The 16,075-nt window shown below is 63.2% G+C and carries 14 protein-coding genes; 3 read left to right on the top strand and 11 right to left on the bottom strand.

Annotated features, from left to right (window positions below; genetic code table 11):
* Positions 1-101: 101 nt before the first annotated feature.
* Both pgi and CO660_RS30940 read right to left on the bottom strand, forming a co-directional pair.
* Positions 102-1,727, bottom strand: coding sequence for a glucose-6-phosphate isomerase (gene pgi / locus CO660_RS30945; RefSeq protein ID WP_097601743.1), 1,626 nt, complete (start codon positions 1,725-1,727; stop codon positions 102-104).
* Between the two features lie 137 nt (positions 1,728-1,864).
* Positions 1,865-3,565, bottom strand: a complete 1,701-nt coding sequence (locus CO660_RS30940; RefSeq protein WP_097601742.1) for a long-chain fatty acid--CoA ligase — start codon at positions 3,563-3,565, stop codon at positions 1,865-1,867.
* Positions 3,566-3,823: 258 nt separating this feature from the next.
* Between CO660_RS30940 and CO660_RS30935 the strand changes: the two genes are divergently transcribed.
* Entirely contained in the window at positions 3,824-4,216 is a 393-nt protein-coding gene (locus CO660_RS30935; RefSeq protein WP_085776800.1) for a PRC-barrel domain-containing protein, read from the top strand.
* A 218-nt stretch (positions 4,217-4,434) separates the two neighbouring features.
* Here the strand turns inward: CO660_RS30935 and CO660_RS30925 are convergent, their stop codons facing one another.
* The 7 genes from CO660_RS30925 to CO660_RS30895 all read right to left on the bottom strand — a co-directional run bounded on the left by CO660_RS30925 (position 4,435) and on the right by CO660_RS30895 (position 11,610).
* Positions 4,435-6,894: a glycoside hydrolase family 2 protein gene (locus tag CO660_RS30925; protein WP_097601740.1), complete on the bottom strand. Its 2,460-nt coding sequence runs from the start codon at positions 6,892-6,894 to the stop codon at positions 4,435-4,437.
* Between the two features lie 8 nt (positions 6,895-6,902).
* Entirely contained in the window at positions 6,903-7,298 is a 396-nt protein-coding gene (locus CO660_RS30920; RefSeq protein ID WP_097601739.1) for a VOC family protein, read from the bottom strand.
* 47 nt (positions 7,299-7,345) lie between these two features.
* The gene (locus CO660_RS30915) at positions 7,346-8,095 is read right to left on the bottom strand and encodes an ABC transporter permease (protein ID WP_097601738.1); all 750 of its coding nucleotides are present in this window, start codon (positions 8,093-8,095) and stop codon (positions 7,346-7,348) included.
* On the bottom strand, positions 8,092-9,036 hold the full coding sequence (locus CO660_RS30910) for an ABC transporter ATP-binding protein (protein ID WP_097601737.1): 945 nt from the start codon (positions 9,034-9,036) through the stop codon (positions 8,092-8,094). The genes CO660_RS30915 and CO660_RS30910 overlap by 4 nt, the downstream gene beginning before the upstream one ends.
* Entirely contained in the window at positions 9,033-10,199 is a 1,167-nt protein-coding gene (locus CO660_RS30905; protein WP_097601736.1) for an ABC transporter permease, read from the bottom strand. Before CO660_RS30905 ends, CO660_RS30910 begins: the two co-directional genes overlap by 4 nt.
* A gap of 67 nt (positions 10,200-10,266) precedes the next feature.
* Positions 10,267-11,175 (bottom strand): ABC transporter substrate-binding protein, encoded by a 909-nt coding sequence (locus tag CO660_RS30900; RefSeq protein ID WP_097601735.1) that lies wholly within the window; start codon positions 11,173-11,175, stop codon positions 10,267-10,269.
* A gap of 177 nt (positions 11,176-11,352) precedes the next feature.
* Complete coding sequence (locus CO660_RS30895) at positions 11,353-11,610, bottom strand: acetyltransferase (protein ID WP_245421410.1); 258 nt, start codon at positions 11,608-11,610, stop codon at positions 11,353-11,355.
* On the opposite strand from CO660_RS30895, the gene CO660_RS30890 reads away from it, so the two are divergent.
* Both CO660_RS30890 and CO660_RS30885 read left to right on the top strand, forming a co-directional pair.
* On the top strand, positions 11,588-12,829 hold the full coding sequence (locus CO660_RS30890; RefSeq protein ID WP_097601734.1) for a LysR family transcriptional regulator: 1,242 nt from the start codon (positions 11,588-11,590) through the stop codon (positions 12,827-12,829). The genes CO660_RS30895 and CO660_RS30890 overlap by 23 nt on opposite strands.
* The gene (locus tag CO660_RS30885; RefSeq protein ID WP_097601733.1) at positions 12,826-13,551 is read left to right on the top strand and encodes a copper homeostasis protein CutC; all 726 of its coding nucleotides are present in this window, start codon (positions 12,826-12,828) and stop codon (positions 13,549-13,551) included. Before CO660_RS30890 ends, CO660_RS30885 begins: the two co-directional genes overlap by 4 nt.
* 173 nt (positions 13,552-13,724) lie before the next feature.
* Here CO660_RS30885 and CO660_RS30880 read toward each other — a convergent pair whose 3' ends face one another.
* Positions 13,725-14,762, bottom strand: a complete 1,038-nt coding sequence (locus CO660_RS30880; protein WP_097601732.1) for a zinc-binding alcohol dehydrogenase family protein — start codon at positions 14,760-14,762, stop codon at positions 13,725-13,727.
* A 267-nt stretch (positions 14,763-15,029) separates the two neighbouring features.
* Positions 15,030-16,004: an ABC transporter permease gene (locus CO660_RS30875; RefSeq protein ID WP_085776810.1), complete on the bottom strand. Its 975-nt coding sequence runs from the start codon at positions 16,002-16,004 to the stop codon at positions 15,030-15,032.
* Positions 16,005-16,075 lie beyond the last annotated feature (71 nt).

Raw genomic sequence — 16,075 nt, 5'->3', positions numbered from 1 at the left:
CCTCTCCGTCCCCCACCCAGTTTTCACAGGGCACGTCCCCTCGCCCCGTTTACGGGGAGAGGGTTAGGGTGAGGGGCGACAGGGCAAAAACCTCTCCATATTTACTTCGCAAGCTTCGCCAGCGCCGCGACCAGGCCCTGGGTAGAGGAATCATGGCTCGCCGCGCTCTGCTTGCCCTCGACGACGGGCAGCAGGCCGGTCGCCAGTTCCTTGCCGAGCTCGACGCCCCACTGGTCGAAGGAGTTGATGCGGAAGAGCACACCTTCCACGAAGACGCGATGTTCGTAGAGCGCGATCAGGCGGCCGAGGGCGTAAGGGGTCAGCTTGTCGTAGACGAAGGTGATCGACGGCCGGTTGCCGGCAAATACGCGGTGCGGCGCGATGAAATCGGCCTTCTTGTCGTCCATGCCTTTGTCGGTCAGCTGCTTCTTGGCTTCCGCGAAGGTGCGACCCTTCATCAGCGCCTCGGACTGGGCAAGCACGTTGGAGATCAACAGCTGGTGCTGGTGGCGCAGTTCCGGCTCGAAGGCATTGGCGGCGATCATGAACTCGGCCGGGATGATGCTCGTGCCCTGGTGAATGAGCTGATAGAAGGCGTGCTGGCCATTGGTGCCGGGTTCGCCCCAGACGACCGGGCCGGAATTGCCCTCGACCGGCGTACCGTCGACGGTCACGCCCTTGCCGTTGGATTCCATGTCGAGCTGTTGCAGATAGGCCGGGAAACGCGACAGGCGCTGGTCGTAGGGCAGGATGGCGCGGGTCGGGTAGCCGAGCACATTGCGGTGGTAGAATCCGATCAGACCGAGCAGCATCGGCAGGTTCTCGGTAACCGGCGCCTTACGGAAATGATTGTCGACCGCGTGCGCGCCGTCGAGAAACTTGCCGAAATTCTCCGGGCCGATGGCGATCATCAGCGGCAGGCCGATCGCCGACCAGATCGAATAGCGACCGCCGACCCAGTCCCAGAAGCCGAAGACGCGGGCGCTGTCGATGCCGAAGGCGGCGACCTTGTCGAGCGCCGTCGAGACGGCGGCGAAATGGTGCTGCACGGCTGCTTCGCCGAGCGCCTTGGCGATGAAATTGCGCGCCGTCTGCGCATTGGTCATCGTCTCGACTGTCGTGAATGTCTTAGAGGCGACGATGAAGAGCGTCGTCTCCGGCTGCACCAGCTTCAGGATATCGGCGATATGAGCGCCGTCGATATTGGAGACGAAATGGGCGCGCGGGCCGTCATGGAAGGGGGCAAGCGCCAGAGTCGCCATAACGGGGCCGAGATCCGAGCCGCCGATGCCGATATTGATGACATCGGTGATCGCCTTGCCGGTGGCACCCTTCAGCGTGCCGGAGCGGATCTCGTCAGCAAACTTGCCCATGGCGGCAAGCACGGCGTTGACGTCAGGCATGACGTCCTTGCCGTCGACGAGGACAGGCGTGTTGGAGCGGTTGCGCAGCGCGGTATGCAGGACGGCGCGGTCCTCGGTGAAGTTGATGGCCTTGCCGGAGAACATCTCCTCGCGCTTCTTTTCGACGCCGCCCTCTTCGGCGAGCTTGACCAAGAGCTTAAGGATCTCGTCGTTCACCGCCGTCTTGGAATAATCCATCAGCAGATCGTCGAGCGAGACGGAAAAGCGCGAAAAGCGCTGCGGATCGGCGGCGAAGGCGGCGCGGAGATCGGTCGCCTTGGTGGCGTCAGCAGTGTTTTTCAGCTGTTCGACGATGGCGTTCATGGGAGGCTCCTTTTGAGGCGGAAAGGTTGCGGAAACTATTCGCTTTCTCAGGCGCAAATCAAGTTCAGCCGTCGCTCCAATATGAAAAAAGCCACCCGCGGGAAGCGGATGGCTTGAATTTCATCACAGTGTCAAATTCAGCCGCGCAGGTCCTTGCGCAGGATCTTGCCGACGGGCGATTTCGGCAGTTCGGCGCGGAATTCAATGAAACGCGGGCGCTTGTAATTGGTGAGGTTGGCGATGCAATGGGCCTTTACCTCCGCTTCCGTCAGGTTCGGATCCTTTCTGACCACGAAGAGCTTGACCGCCTCGCCGGAATGGCCGTCCGGCACGCCGATCGCCGCGGCTTCGAGGATGCCTGCATGCATGGCGGCGACTTCCTCGATCTCGTTCGGATAGACGTTGAAGCCGGAGACGAGGATCATGTCCTTCTTGCGGTCGACGATCTTGGTGTAACCGCGTTCGTCCATGAAACCCATATCTCCCGAGCGGAAATAGCCGTCTGATGTCATCACCCGCGCCGTTTCCTCCGGCTTCTGCCAGTAGCCCGCCATCACCTGCGGCCCGCGGATGCAGATCTCGCCGATTTCGCCTGCTGGCAGCGAACGGCCGTCCTCGTCGCGAATGTCGAGATCGGTAGAGGGAAGCGGCAGGCCGATCGAACCGGTGAACTCGGCCGAATCGAAGCGGTTGGCGGTGGCAACGGGCGAGGTCTCGGAAAGACCGTAGCCTTCCGTTATCGAAGTGCCGGTCATAGCAAGCCAGCGCTCGGCGACCGGGCGCTGGACGGCCATGCCGCCGCCAAGCGACATGACAAGCGAGGAGAAATCGAGCTTGGCGAATTCGGCATTGTTCATCAGCGCGTTGAACAGCGTGTTGAGGCCGGGGAAGATGTGAATGTTGGACTTTCCGAACTCCTTGACGAGCCCGGGAATGTCGCGCGGATTGGCGATGAGGATATTGTGGGCGCCGAGCGACATGCCCATAAGCGAATTCACCGTCAGCGCGAAGATGTGGTAGAGCGGCAGCGCGCAGAGGAAATTCAGCACCTCCGGCTGCTTCTTGCGCTGGAAAGCCGACCGCAGCCACAGCGACAGCTGCAGCTTGTTGGCGAGCAGGTTCTGATGTGTCAGCACCGCGCCCTTGGCAACGCCCGTTGTGCCGCCGGTATATTGCAGGAAGGCGATGTCTCCACCCGTCAGCGCGACCGGCTGGAGACTTTTCCTTGCGCCTTCGCTGAGCACCTGACTGAAGCTCTTATGCTGCGGGATCGACCAGGAGGGAACAAGCTTTTTGACCTTGCGCACGACGAAATTGACCATCAGCCCCTTCGGCCCCAGCATTTCGCCGAGCGAGGTGACGACGACATGGCGCAGGTCGGTCTTGTTGAGGACCTGCTCGACGGTGCGGGCGAAATTCTCCAGCACGAAGATCGCCTTGGCGCCGGAATCACGCAACTGGTGTTCGAGTTCGCGCGGCGTATAGAGCGGATTGACATTGACGACCACCAGGCCGGCCCGCAGGATCGCATAGGTGGCGACGGGGTTCTGCAGCACATTCGGCATCATCACCGCGACGCGGTCGCCTTTCTCGAGGCCGATGCTCTGCAGCCAGGCGGCGACCTTGCGCGTCTGGCTTTCGAGCTCGCGATAGCTCATCGCCTTGCCCATGCTCGAAAAAACCGTCCGGTCAGCGTAACGGGCGCAGGATTTTTCCAGAAGTTCGGCGAGCGAGGCATGTTCCAGCGGCGGCAGTTCGGCCGGAACCATATCGGGATAGGTGGCAAGCCAGGGCTTGTCCGCTTTTGCTCCGTTCGGATGGACGGAAATGCTGCTCATCGTGTCTCTCTCTCCCTTGCGGCCGCCGCGCCGATCGAATCGTGGTCGACCGGTCCGCAATTGACCGGAAGCATCCTCCATCTTCCAGTCCCGCAGCTTATGCCATTGCCTGTATGGTTCAAGCCGTATGAAGCTATACTAACCTTGACGTAAACGTCAACAATAGCCCATCGCGTCGTCGAGAGGGTGGGAACTTTGAGTCCGCAATGGCGTTGACCCTTCATACCAACCATGAGGAAACACCCAAAGGAGGTTCAAATGTTGAATCAGGACACCGACGCCAGCCGCCGTGACCCGAACACCAAGGAAACGCATTCGCTGATCGCCAGCGACCGCGTCGAAGGCACCCGAGTCTATGGCCCTGATGGCCGGCATATCGGCTCGATCGAACGCCTGATCATCGGCAAGCGTGATGGACGCGTCGCCTATGCCGTGCTGAGCTTCGGCGGCTTCCTGGGCATCGGTCACGACCACTATCCGCTGCCCTGGGAAAAGCTGAACTACGACACCCAGCTGGACGGTTATCGAATCGACCTGACCAAGGAGCAGATCGAAGGCGCACCCAGCTATTCGGACGATGACGACACCTGGTACAACGATAATGGCCGCCGGGTCTATGATTACTACGGCGTGCCGCCCTACTGGATGTAATCTCGTCCGATGGACCGAGCTGGAAGGGCCCCGTTAGCAGCGGGGCCTTTTTGGTGTTGGTGATGTCGTGAGCTTGGCGGCCCCTCATCCGGCTGCCGCCACCTTCTCCCCGTAAACGGAGCGAAGGGACCATGCCGCAAGCTCTCCGTTCCCACCAAACTCTCGCAGGGCACGTCCCCTCTCCCCGCAAGCGGGGAGAGGGCTAGGGTGAGGGGCAGTCACTGGCGCGAACCGGCAACAAGATCATTGGCCGATCGCAGCACGGTGCCGACGGTGATATCTTCCGCCTTGATCGCCTTTACCGTCTTCACCGCAAACACATGGCTCTCGCCCGGCAACAACGTCACCAGCATCGAATCCACAACCGCCTCCGGATCCAGCCGATCCGCCATCAGGCAGAGGTCCTTGAGAAAATTCTCCGCCGTCACCGTGATGGCGAAGCCCCCGTCGATCCCGGTGACATCGACGCTCAGCCGCGGCGCTGGCAGGGCGAGGTCGATATCCTCGACGAAATAGTGAAACGCCCGCCGGTCCAGCATCTCGACGACAACGACTTCGTCCTTCGGTAAGTTCGGAGTGACGATATTGCACGGCAGCGGAAACTCTTTCGCTTCGAAACGGTCGCAGAGCAGCCGCCAGAATTCGAATTCAGCGAGCACGGTTCCATCGAGCGTCAAACGCTTGCCGGCAATCTTCGCCCGCCAGAACAGCGTTCTCTCGTTGACGGCGACCGCAGCCAGTCCGGCCTCGCGTGGCTGGATCGTCAGCAGGCGCGGATCATAGGCTGATTTCAGCGCATACCAGAGCGGCTTGCGGCGTCCAGCCGAATCGAGCGCGGCCCAGGAGGTCACCGGCCAGCAGTCGTTGAACTGCCAGACTACCGCGCCCTTGCAGATAGCCCGATGCGAGCGCATGTGCTCGATGCCGAAACGGATGGCGCGCGCCTGGTTGAGCTGGGTGGCGAAGTGCCAGTCCTCCATCGTCTTCGGTTCCGGCAGATGGCCGGCGAGGCCGCGGATCAGCTTGTCATTGCCCTGCGTCGCCTTCTGATGATGGAAAACGCCGTTCGATTCTGGCGTCAGCGGCTGATCGTGTACGCTCTCTTCGATCGTCGCCCAGGCGGGCGGCGCCTGCCAGCCGAATTCGGAGCAGAAGCGCGGGATATAGTTGCGGTAGATCTCGTAGCCGACATCGTTCCACACGTCCCAGATATGTTTGCAGCCATGTCCGTCGGCATTGGGTTCGATCTCCATCGAGCCGGAATAGGGGCTGCCGGGATAATAGGGCCGGTCGGGATCGAGCTCGCGGCAGAGCTTCGGCAGCAGGTCGAGATAATAGCCGAGCCCCCAGCTCTCGCCGGCCCTGATGACCGGCCGCCAGCCCCATTCGTCGAAGCCCCAGATATTCTCGTTATTGCCGTTCCAGAGGATCAATGAGGCATGCGGCATCAGCCGCGCGACATTGTCGCGCACCTCCGCCTCGACCTCGCTTCGAAGCGGCTCCTCCTCCGGATAGGCGGCGCAGGCAAAGAGGAAATCCTGCCAGACCAGCATGCCGGCCCGGTCGCAGGCAGCGTAGAACTCATCACGCTCGAAGATGCCGCCGCCCCAGACGCGCAGCATATGGATATTGGCGGCCTTCGCCTCGCCGATCCGTGCGGCGTAACGGTCGGCCGTCACCCGCGACGGGAAACAATCGTCGGGAATCCAGTTGGCGCCGGCGATGAAGAGCGGCACGTCGTTGATGACGAAGGTGAAGGCCGAGCCGTGCTCGTCGGCCGAGGTATCGAGCCTGAGCGAACGGAAGCCGAGCTCGCGCTCGAAGCTGTCGAGCAGATCGCCGCTGGCTTCGTCGATGAGGCTTAGTGTCAGCGCATAGAGCGGCTGCGCGCCGAGATGGTGCGGCCACCAGAGCTGCGGCGAGGGAAGGGTGACCTGGAAAGACACCTCGTCTTCGCTGGCGGCCACCGCCACCGCCGTCGTCACGCCGCCGATTGCGGCAACCAGCAGGCACGCCCCGGCTTTGCCATGGCGCGCCAGCCTCGCATGCACCGTCACCAGCCCGTCGCCGCCGGCAAGGCTTGCAGACACCCGCGTCTCGGCAAGCCGCGCCCGGTCCCAGCTTTCCAGACGCACCGGCTTCCAGACGCCCGCCGTCACCAGCGTTGGCCCCCAGTCCCAGCCGAAATTGCAGGCCATCTTGCGCATCAGATTGCCCGGCCCCGGATAGTTGTTGGGGCGGTAGCCGTAATGTTTCTCCATCTCCGCGCCATAGGCATAGGCGGAGCGGAAGGTGACGGAGAGTTCGTTGACGCCGGCCTTCAGCAGCCCGGAAACATCGAAACGGTAGGTGCGGTGCATGTTGCAAGTGCGGCCGATCTCTTCGCCGTTGAGGCGGATGACCGCGATCGTATCAAGCCCGTCGAAGACGAGCTCATGCACTCTGCCCTCATCCGGCGCGGCCTCGAACCGGCAGCGATAGGTCCAGTCGGTCTTGCCGATCCAGTCATTGGTGATCTCGTTGACGTCGATATAGGGATCGGCGATCAGCCGGTTGGCGAGAAGGTCGGTATGGACGCAGCCCGGCACCGTCGCCGGTATCGCATCCGGCAGTCCCGGCCTTCCTGTATCGTTGCAGTGAAGCGTCCAGCCGGAATCGAGCGCAGTTTTCGCAATCATCTTATGTCCTAGAGAAACCGCCCGTGGCGCTGCAGCACTTCGATCTTGTAGCCGTCGGGATCGCTGACGAAGAAGAACAGGCCGAACAACTTGCCGTCGCGGTTGAGCTCCACCAGCTCGCCGGGTTTGAGCCCCAGTTTCACCATGCGCTCGCGCTCAATGGCGACTTCTTCGACCGAGACGGCGAGGTGGCCATAGCCTTTGCCGAGATCATAGGGTTCGGTGCGGCCCTTGTTGACGGTTAGCTCCAGCTCGAATCCGGTCTCGGCATTGCTCAGATAGATCAGCGTGAAGGTGTCGAAGTCGACGCGGTCGGCGACTGTAAGACCGAACGCCTTGCTGTAGAACTCGACCGAGCGCGCCTCGTCGAGAACACGGATCATGGAGTGGATCATCTTCGCCAATTCTGCCTCCCATTGCGTCGATCACGGCAGCCTTGGTAGCGGTCATCTTAAGCCGCGCGCAAGCCGATTCTTTGCGTGATCGCCGCTTCGACGAGGCCCATGGCGTCATAGATCAACACTGCCATCAGGCCGACGATCAGCCCGCCCTGCAGGATGAAGGCGGTATTGTCCGATATCAGCCCGGCGATGATCACCTCGCCGAGGCCCTTGGCCGCAACCGTCGAGCCGATCGTTGCCGTGCCGATATTGATCACCGTCGCGACCTTCAGCCCTTCGAGGATCAGCGGCAGGGCAAGCGGCAGCTCGACGCGGAAAAGACGTTGCGTGCCGTTCATCCCCATGCCGTCGGCGGCGTCGAGCACCTGCGGCGACACCTGTTTCAGCCCCGCGACGGTGTTTTCGAAGATCGGCAACAGGCCGTAGAGGAAGAGCGCAATCAGCGTCGGCATGGCGCCGAAGCCGGTGGCGGGCACCGCGAGCGCCAGCACCGCGACAGGGGGGAAGGTCTGCCCGGCATTGGCGATGGCGCGCGACAGCGGCAGGAAATCGGCGCCGCTTTGTCGCGTCACGAAGATGCCGCCGAGAACGGCAAGCACGGCGCTGCAGGCGATCGATCCGATCACCAGCTGCAGATGTCCGAGCGCCAGCGAGACGAGGCTGTTCTGCGTATAGACCGCGGGCGCATTATTGTTCGTCAGCGGCACAAACAGGAAGGAGAGCCAATCCGTCCTGAACAGCAGGATGAGCAGCAGGGCAAGCGCGGCCACGCGGAAAAAATTGGCGGCGACGAGCTTCATGCCTTGCGGCCCAGTTCGAGCAGCCGCGCCATCGAGATCGATCCCACAGGCCCCTTTTCATCGTCCTGCACGGCCGCCTCGTCGACCCCCTGCCAGATCATTTCGGCCAGCGCGTCGCGCAGGCTGAGCGACTGCGGCAAGGCATAGGAAAGACCGCCCTTGGCCGGCTCCATGCTCTCCTTCAGCGGCAGCAGCGACATCAGCTTCAGCGCGCGGTCGGAGGTGCCGGTCAGCTGCTGCACGAAGGGATCGGCGGGTTCGGTGAGGATCTTTTCCGGCGTCGAGCATTGCAGCAATCGGCCCTTGCTCATCACCGCGATCTGATTGCCGAGATGGAAGGCCTCGTCCATATCGTGGGTGACGAGGATGATGGTTGTGCCGAACTGCTTCTGGATCGCCAGCAGGTCGTCCTGCGCCTTGCCGCGGATGACGGGATCGAGCGCGCCGAAGGGCTCGTCCATCAACAGCAGTTCCGGCTCGGCCGCAAGCGCCCTGGCGACGCCGACACGCTGCTGCTGGCCGCCGGAAAGCTGATGCGGATATTTGTCGGCGAACTCAGCCGGATCGAGGTTGAAAAGCCCGAGCAGCTCCTCGACGCGGGCGGCGATGCGTTTGGAATCCCATTCGAGCAGCTGCGGCACGGTGGCGATATTCTGCGCCACGGTGCGGTGTGGAAACAGGCCGTGTCCCTGGATGGCATAACCGATCCGGCGGCGAAGCTCGGTCACCTCGACATCCATCACATTCTGCCCGCCGACGAAAATCTCGCCTTCGCTGATCGGCACCAGCCGGTTGATCATCCGCATCAGCGTCGATTTGCCGGAGCCCGATGTGCCGACGATGACGGTGATCTCGCCCTTCTCGACACGCATCGAGACCCTGTCGACGACGGTCGCCGCACCGTAGCGCTTGGTGACGTTGCTGATCTCGATCATGCTCATGCGGCGGGCCCCCGGATGCTGTCGATGACCGCATCAAGGATGACGGCCGATGAGAAGGCGAAGAAGACGGTCGGCACGGCGCCGAGCAGGACGAGGTCCATCGCGGTCTGGCCGAGCCCCTGGAAGATGAAGATGCCGAAACCGCCGCCGCCGATCAGCGCGGCGATCGTCACCATGCCGATCGCCTGCACCAGCACGATGCGGATGCCGGTGAGGATGACCGGAAAGGCGAGCGGCATGTCGATGCCGGTAAGGATCTGCCGGCGGGTCAGCCCCATGCCGGCCGCCGCATCGCGCACCGAGGGATCGACGCCCTGCAGGCCGACGACGGTATTGGCGACGATCGGCAGCAGCGAATAGAGCACCAGCGCGATCAACGCCGGCGCCGTACCGATGCCGCGGATGCCGACAGCGGCCGCCAGCGGCACATGGGTGGCGAGATAACCGAGCGGCAGCATCAGCAGGCCGAAGAGCGCGAGGCTGGGGATCGTCTGGATGAGGCTCAGACCCTGCAGAACGACGGCCCTGAGCTTCGGCACCCAGAAGCAGAGGATCCCGAGCGGCAGGCCGAGAACGATGGCGATAACGAGCGAGCCCAGCGCCAGCAGCAGATGCGAAAATGCCTCCGTCCGAAACTGCGCCGCCCTCGTGGAAAATTCCTTCATGATCGACAGGCTGTCGAGCAGGCCGGAGGCGAGGAAGGTGAAGAGCAGCGCCGTGTAAGCTGCCAGCGCTGCCACCCGCATCCAGGGCGCCAGCCGGATTTTGACCAGCGCGTCCGAGATGATCAGCCCGATCACCGCAAACAGCAGCCAGAAACCGCCGCCGGGCGTCATGCGCGCCACCGTGCTGCCGGGCGGCGTCGCCGCGGTCGAGACGAGGCCGATCGCCGCGACCAGCGCCGCCAGGCAAAACGTGGCGACCACAAGCCGCGCCACTGCATTGGCGAGGAACAAGGTGGCTAAGGCGGTCAGGACGAGGAGGACGATAAGGACAATGACGGAGGGCTGGGGAAGAAGCTGCGTCAGCAGCATCGGCTTGCCGGCGGCGATGCGGTTCGCCTTGACATAGATGAAGGGCATCAGCGCCGTCGCCGCAATGCCGCCGGCCACCAGAACCACGCCGAGCCGGTCCAGCCTGCGGACCGCTGAGGTTTCTTCCATCAATCCAACCCTGTCTGGCCTGTCGGCAAAGGGAGGCTCCGCCCGCGAGGGGCGGAGCGGGCGATGATTACTTCAGGAAGCCTTTTTCCTTCAGATAGGCTTCGGCGACGGACTTTGCGGGCTCGCCGTCGACCTGGATCTTGGCGTTGAGCTTGCGCAATTCGTCGGCGCTCAGGCTCTTGAAGATCGGCGAGAGGATCTCCTCGATCTTCGGATTGGCCTTCAGCACCTCCTCGCGGATGATCGGCGTCGGCGCATAGACCTGCTGCACGCCCTTGTCGTCTTCGAGAACGGTGAGTTCGGCCGCCTCGATCGCGCCGTCGGTGCCATAGACCATGGCGGTGTTGACGCCGTTCGTCTGGTCTGCGGCCGCCTTGATCGTCGCCGCGGTATCGCCGCCCGAGAGCACGACCGTCTGGTCGGGCTTCAGCTGGAAGCCGTAGGTCGTCTGGAAGGCGGGCAGCGCGCCGGCGGAATTGACGAACTCGGCCGAAGCCGCAAGTTTGACGGCGCCGCCGCCGGCGACCCATTTGCCGAAGTCCGACATGGTCTTCAGCTTGTTCGGCTCGGCGACGTCGTTGCGCACGGCAAGCGCCCAGGTATTGTTGGCCGGCGACGGCGTCAGCCAGACGATCTTGTTGGCGTCGTAATCGAACTTCTTCGCCAGCTCGTAACCCTGCTCATTGTTTTTCCAGGCTGCATCTTCGGCCTTGTTGAAGAAGAAGCCGGCATTGCCGGTATATTCGGGATAGATATCGATTTCACCTGCGGTGATCGCCTTGCGCACCACGGGTGTGGCGCCAAGCGCGATACGGTCCTGCGTCTTGATGCCGTTCGCCTCGAGCGCCAGCGCGATGACGTTGCCGAGCAGCGTGCCTTCCGTGTCGATCTTCGACGAGACGACGACGTCTGCGGCCTGAACCGCACCCGCCGCGAAGGCGGAGAGCGAAACGGCAAGTGCGAGTTTCTTCAGCATGGAATATCCCCTTTTAAACACCGTTGATAAGGCTCAAGCCCGGGAGCTTGCGCGCAGGAAATCCGTCGGCGAGGGCGGTGAGGCCGCCATCATCCGAATTGCGTGCGTCATGGAAATAGCGTGCCCACCCGAAAAATCGATGCAAGCCCCCTCCAGTATTTGCGGTCGCGCTGACGATTATGGCGGCGAACGCATCTCCCTGCGCGGAAACGCATTCCCTTTTCCAGGGCCGGCGCGATTTGTTTTTGTCCCCTTGCGTGTTTCCGCGATGGTCCGGTGCTCTTCTTGCGAAAACATCGCCGCCGGGATTTTTATGCCGCAGACGATAGAACGCCGATCCTCATGCGGGGATATCTTTTTTGCCGAACACATCATATCGTCCGGTTTTTCCAGCGCTTTCGGAGCGAGTTCTTTGCATCTGGGTGCCCTTTTCATTGCCGGCCATGTCCTGAGTTCCGGCTCTGTCCGCGAGACCGCGCGCCGCTTCCAGCTGTCGCCCTCCACCGCCTCGACGGCGATCCGCCAGCTTGAAACCGAATTGGCGATGAAGTTGACGGAACGTTCGTCGGGCGAGCTGGCGACGCTGCTCGCAAGCGACAGGGTGCAGGAAGGGCTGGAGCCGATCACTGCTGCGATCGGGCAGCTTCATCAACTCGTGGGCCATGAGAGCGCGACCGCCGGGGCTTACGAATCCTGGGCGTCGCGTATTCCCGTCAAGGTCGTCGCGATCGAGCGTTTTCTCGAGGTGGCTGACCAGGGCAGCATCAACCGCGCCGCCCGCCGCCTTCGCTTGGGGCAACCGCAGCTTTCGCTGCAGCTTGCCAATCTCGAGAAGTTCCTTGGTCGCCGCCTGTTCGAGCGGCAGGCGCAGGGTTCGGTGCTGACGGAGGAGGGCCGGCACGCCTACCAGATCTTCATGGCGATCAGCCAAGCGTGGAACGATCTGAAATCGGCCGCAGACGAGCGCTACCGGCGCACCGCCCGATCGCTGCGCATCGGCTCGATCATCCCGACCGGATCGGAAAGCTGGGTGGCGCGCTGCTTGGGCTTGCTCGTTTCCGAGTGGAATGCGCACCGCAGCAATAATGCGATCTCGCTGGTCTCGATGACCGCCGACGACCTGCGCGAGGCGCTGAAGAGCGGCCGCATCGATGTCGCCATCCTGGATTCGGTCTTCGGCCTCGAGCACTTCCGGCATCGCGAACTGCTGCAGACCGACATGGTGGTGATCGCGCCGCCGCAAAGCACGCAAACCTCGGTCGCCGAACTCGTCGCCGCGCATGCGATCTGCACGCCGAGCCCGCGCACCGGCCTCGGCCACGCGGCCATGGCCTTCAGCGACCAGCGCGCATCCGACCGGCGCTTGCGCAGCCGGGATATCACCGCGGCGGATTCGCTGCCTGTCATCGTCGACCTCGTCGCCAATCACGGCTACGTCTCCTTCCTCGGCCGCGTCAGCGCCATGCCGATCGCCGACAAGGTGCGCATCGTCGATCTCGACGAGCGTCTGCCGATGTCCTATCACGTCGCCTTCAACCATCGAAAAGCCGCTGCCGATGCCTGCGAGATGATCATCGCTGCGGCTGCCAGGATGACGTCGGAAACGGCCGCGCACATCACAAGACAGGCCGACGGAGCCAGGGAGACTGCATGACGATTTTGCTCGAAGTATGCGTCGACAGCGCCGCGGGTCTCGCTGCCGCGATCGAAGGCGGCGCCGGCCGCATCGAGCTCTGCTCGGCGCTGGAGCTCGGCGGCCTGACGCCACTGCCGAGCCTGATGCGGATCGCTGCCCGGGCGCCCGTTCCGATCTATGCCATGATCCGCCCGCATGCCGGCCCCTTCATTTTCGACGGCCTCGACGAGCAGGCGATGATGCTCGACATCGAGGCGGTGCGCGCCGCCGGCCTCGCCGGCGTCGTCATCGGCGCCAACCGCCCGGACGGCACGCTCGACCTGCCGCTGATCCGCCGGCTGAAAGCTCATGCCGTCGGCCTCGGTTCGACGCTGCACCGCGCTTTCGACCTGGTGCCGGACGCCGATCAGGCGCTGGAACAGGCAATCGAACTCGGCTGCGAACGCATCCTTACCTCCGGCTGCGCGGTCAAGGCCGCCGATGGGATCGACACGCTGAAGCGTCTTTCGGAGAAAGCGGCCGGCCGCATCTCGATCATGCCCGGCAGCGGCGTCCGCCCCGAGAACGTCGTCGAGATATTGCAGGCAACCGGTGCCCGCGAGGTGCACGGCTCCTGCAGTTCGCCTGTCGAAAGAGCCGACCCACGCGCGGTGGCATTTGGTTTCGAGGCGAAGAGTGCGAACAAGACGAATGTCGCGGTGGTCCGCGAGATGCGCAGGGCGATCGAGGCGGCGAGGTGAGACCGGGGCGCCCCTCATCCGGCTGCCGCCACCTTCTCCCCGCACGCAGGGAGAAGGGGACATGCCGCGAGCTTTCCGTTCCCACTTACCTCTCGCAGGGCACGTCCCCTCTCCCCGTCAGAACGGGGAGAGGTTAGGGTGAGGGGCAGCCAGCGGCGCAAAGTGCACGCAAATCACTTGATGCTTTCGCTAAAATTGCCAACCCGGATCACCGCCTTGATCAGCCCGCTCTTCTCATGCGCCCAGCGGGCGAGATCGCGCGGCGCATTATCGAGCGTGGTGCGATGGGTGATGAGCTTGTCCACCGGCACAAGCCCCTTGGCGATCGAATCCGCCACATGCTCGAAGTCGGCACGCGTGGCGTTGCGGCTGCCGATCAACGTCATTTCGCGCTTGTGAAATTCGGGGTCGGAGAAGCGGATATCGTCCTTGACGACGCTGACCAGCACCAGTGCGCCGCCATGGGCGACGAAGGAGAAGGCTTTCTCCATCGACGGACCATAACCCGTCGCGTCGAAGACCACATCGAAACCGTCGCCATTGGTTTTTTCCCGCACGGCATTCGCGGTTCCTTCATCGGCGACGATGCCGGAGGTGAAGCCGAAGCGCTCGGCGGCCATCTGCAGCCGCTCGGCGCTGGTATCGAGCAGCGTTACCTCATGGCCGGCGATGCGCGAGAAGATCGCCGCGCCGAGCCCGATCGGCCCGGCGCCGATGACGAGCGAGCGCGCGCCGGCACCGGCCAGCGAGCGGCGCACCGCATGAGCGCCGATCGCCAGAAACTCCGTCGTCGCCGCCGCCTCGAGGCTGAGGCCCTTGGCGGGATAGAGATTATCGGCGGGAACGGAGATCTCCTCGCAGAAGGCGCCGTCGGTATGAACGCCGAGCACCTTGATGTTGGTGCAGCAATTCGGCTTGCCCTTGATGCAGGCGACACATTGGCCGCAGGAGAGATAGGGGTTGACGATGACCGATGCGCCGGCCGCAAGCGCGACACCGTCGCCCGCCTCGATCACCGTCGCCGAGATCTCGTGCCCCATGACCCGGGGATATTCGAGGAAAGGGTGTTTGCCCTCGAAGATATGATAATCGGTGCCGCAGATGCCGACATGGCTGACGGCCAGCCGCACCCAGCCGGGCGCCGGCGCGGCGGGTGATGGGCGGTCGATGATGTCGAGCACGCCGGGTTCCCGGCAAACAACTGCTTTCATGACAGGTCTCGCATTCTTCGTTCTTTACTCTGTGTCGGCCACTGCTGTTCGGTTCGTGCGGAAAACTTGCCCCTCACCCCACCTTATCGGGGTCGAGCCACTCGTCTCGACCCGTCCTGCGGACCCCCGTAAACGGGGCGAGGGGACGTGCCAAACGAGGCGTTGGCGGGACCGAGAGGTTTCGGCTGTCCCCCTTCGCCCCGTTTACGGGGAGAAGGTGCTGGCAGGCGGATGAGGGGCGGCAGGCGGCGATTTCCTGCCCGCCGCTCAGCTGCTCTTGCGGCGGCGCAACTGGTCAAAGAAGACGATCACGATGATCAGCAGACCGGTGATGATGCGCTGCCAGAAGGAGTTGACGTTCAGAAGGTTCGCGCCGTTGTTGATGGTGGCGAGAATGAAGGCGCCGATCAGCGGGCCGTGCACGGAACCAACGGCGCCGAACAGGCTGGTGCCGCCGATGACCGACGAGGCGATTGCCTGCAGTTCCCAGCCGTCGGCCTGTGTCGCATTGCCGATCGCGATGCGCGAGGCGAGCAGCACGCCGACGAAGGCGGCAAAGCCGGCCGAGAGGATATAGGCGAGATAGATCATGCCCTTGACGTTGACGCCGGAAAGCCGCGCGGCTTCCGCATTCGAACCGACCGCGAAGAGATAGCGGCCCCAGCGGCTCAGATGCAGGAAGACGAAGGAGGGCACCGCCACCAGGATGACCATCCAGAACAGGCTGGGGATGCCGAGGAAATCGGCGCGGGCGAAATTGCTGAAGCTCTCGTCGGTGATGCTGATCGTCGAACCGTTGGTGATCAGGAGGCCGATGCCGCGCAGCGAGGTCAGCGTCGCCAGCGTGATGATGAAGGGCGGCAGGCCCATATGCACGATGCCGAAGCCATGGAAGGCGCCGATCGCAACACCGATGGCGAGCGTCAGCGCGATCGCTCCCCAGAGCGGCACACCCGCCTGCAGCAGCCAGGCGATGATGACGGTGCAGAAGCCGACGATTGCGCCAACCGACAGGTCGATGCCGGCGGTGATGATGACGAAGGTCTGGCCGAGCGCCAGGATCGCCGTCATTGCGCCTTGGCGCAGCAGGTTGGAGATATTGAGCGGCGTCCAGAAGCTGGCGGTGACGAAGCCGAGCACGATCCAGAGGAAGACCAGCAGGCCGATCAGTGTGAGGCCGAACAGGATGTTCATTTTCCGGCGCGGCGGCGGCGCGACGATTTCGGTGGGGGTGACAGTCATGAATTTTCTCCCTCTTAGAGCACTTCCGTTTTCTCCGAACCGCAGAAATGCTCTATCAATGTGTTTTTACG

Origin of the sequence: Rhizobium sp. L9, from assembly GCF_002531885.1 — a bacterium.
GTDB lineage: Bacteria > Pseudomonadota > Alphaproteobacteria > Rhizobiales > Rhizobiaceae > Rhizobium.
The sequence above is the reverse complement of the archived record's forward strand: the minus strand, read 5'-3'. Positions and strand labels throughout refer to the sequence as shown.

Bases quoted from the DNA above. Each gene is read 5' to 3' on its own strand.
- CO660_RS30935 (WP_085776800.1), top strand. From the start codon at position 3,824: ATGTTGAATCAGGACACCGACGCCAGCCGCCGTGACCCGAACACCAAG.
- CO660_RS30880 (WP_097601732.1), bottom strand. From the start codon at position 14,762: ATGAAAGCAGTTGTTTGCCGGGAACCCGGCGTGCTCGACATCATCGAC.
- CO660_RS30925 (WP_097601740.1), bottom strand. From the start codon at position 6,894: ATGATTGCGAAAACTGCGCTCGATTCCGGCTGGACGCTTCACTGCAAC.
- CO660_RS30895 (WP_245421410.1), bottom strand. From the start codon at position 11,610: ATGAAAAGGGCACCCAGATGCAAAGAACTCGCTCCGAAAGCGCTGGAA.
- CO660_RS30885 (WP_097601733.1), top strand. From the start codon at position 12,826: ATGACGATTTTGCTCGAAGTATGCGTCGACAGCGCCGCGGGTCTCGCT.
- pgi (WP_097601743.1), bottom strand. From the start codon at position 1,727: ATGAACGCCATCGTCGAACAGCTGAAAAACACTGCTGACGCCACCAAG.
- CO660_RS30900 (WP_097601735.1), bottom strand. From the start codon at position 11,175: ATGCTGAAGAAACTCGCACTTGCCGTTTCGCTCTCCGCCTTCGCGGCG.
- CO660_RS30875 (WP_085776810.1), bottom strand. From the start codon at position 16,004: ATGACTGTCACCCCCACCGAAATCGTCGCGCCGCCGCCGCGCCGGAAA.
- CO660_RS30905 (WP_097601736.1), bottom strand. From the start codon at position 10,199: ATGGAAGAAACCTCAGCGGTCCGCAGGCTGGACCGGCTCGGCGTGGTT.
- CO660_RS30915 (WP_097601738.1), bottom strand. From the start codon at position 8,095: ATGAAGCTCGTCGCCGCCAATTTTTTCCGCGTGGCCGCGCTTGCCCTG.
- CO660_RS30940 (WP_097601742.1), bottom strand. From the start codon at position 3,565: ATGAGCAGCATTTCCGTCCATCCGAACGGAGCAAAAGCGGACAAGCCC.
- CO660_RS30910 (WP_097601737.1), bottom strand. From the start codon at position 9,036: ATGAGCATGATCGAGATCAGCAACGTCACCAAGCGCTACGGTGCGGCG.